Source organism: uncultured Jannaschia sp. (assembly GCF_947494025.1).
GTDB lineage: Bacteria > Pseudomonadota > Alphaproteobacteria > Rhodobacterales > Rhodobacteraceae > Jannaschia.
This window is the reverse complement of sequence record NZ_CANLTQ010000112.1, coordinates 1-991: the sequence shown is the minus strand read 5'-3', so window position 1 is coordinate 991 and position 991 is coordinate 1. Positions and strand designations below refer to the sequence as shown.

Annotated in this window: 3 protein-coding genes; all 3 read left to right on the top strand. The window is 66.7% G+C overall.

Going from position 1 to position 991, the window contains the following annotated elements:
• A partial coding sequence (locus Q1B08_RS21515) for a TlpA disulfide reductase family protein (RefSeq protein ID WP_299823430.1) occupies window positions 1-348 on the top strand: 348 nt, incomplete at its 5' end.
• A gap of 3 nt (window positions 349-351) precedes the next feature.
• The gene (locus Q1B08_RS21510) at window positions 352-627 is read left to right on the top strand and encodes a hypothetical protein (RefSeq protein ID WP_299823427.1); all 276 of its coding nucleotides are present in this window, start codon (window positions 352-354) and stop codon (window positions 625-627) included.
• 24 nt (window positions 628-651) lie between these two features.
• Window positions 652-957 (top strand): hypothetical protein, encoded by a 306-nt coding sequence (locus Q1B08_RS21505; protein WP_299823424.1) that lies wholly within the window; start codon window positions 652-654, stop codon window positions 955-957.
• The last annotated feature ends 34 nt before the right edge of the window (window positions 958-991 follow it).

The window sequence follows — 991 nt, the reverse complement described above, 5'->3', positions numbered from 1 at the left end:
AACGTCTGGGCCACCTGGTGCGTGCCCTGCCGCGAGGAGATGCCGACGCTCGACGCGCTTCAGGAACGCCTGGGCGGGCCGGATTTCCACGTCTTGCCGCTGTCGATCGATCAGGCCGGGCTCGCACCCGTGCGCCGCTTCTACGCAGAGATCGGCATTCGTCATCTCGACATGTACCTCGCCGAGAGCATTCGCATGCTGGCCGCCTTCGCCGTGGCCGGCCTGCCGACGACGATCCTGATCGACCGCGCGGGGCGCGAACGCGGGCGCCTCGTCGGCCCGGCGGAATGGGACAGTCCCGAAGCCGTCACTCAAATCCAGTCCCTCATCGACGAAAGGAAGCCATAGGCCATGAACGAGACGACGAACGTGCCCACGACGCCCGTGGCCGTCCCGTGGCGACTGCCGCTGGGCCGCCGCGGCCTGCTGCTCGCGGCGATGGCGCTGATCGGCGCGGGGCTGTTCTTCAACTGGGGCTGGCTCACGGCCGTAGGCGCCGCGCCGCTGATCCTGAGCCTCGCCCCCTGCGCCGTCATGTGCGGGCTGGGGCTCTGCATGATGGGCGGCTCGAAATCTTGCGCGAGCAAGACCAATCCGGCCGGAGAGCCGGAAGTAACGAAAGACTGAACCCAAACCTCGAAGGAGACTATGATGACCAACTACAGCAAGCTCGGCTTCGCCGCGACCGCCCTGACGGCGCTCCTGACCACCGCCGCCCTGGCGCAGGAGGCCGGAGACCAGCCGTCCGGCCAGATGATGCAGAACCAGGACGGCATGTCCGGCGGCATGATGGGCGGAGACATGCCCGGTATGGAAGGCATGGAGGGCATGATGCCGATGATGGAGATGATGGAAATGATGCAGAAGATGGGTCCGATGATGGAGGCCTGCACCGAGATGATGCAGGCCAAGACGGACCAGATGAACGCACCGGAAGTCGAGCCGCAGGACGGCTGACACCAATCCGCCCGGGCTTCGGTCCGGGCGGACC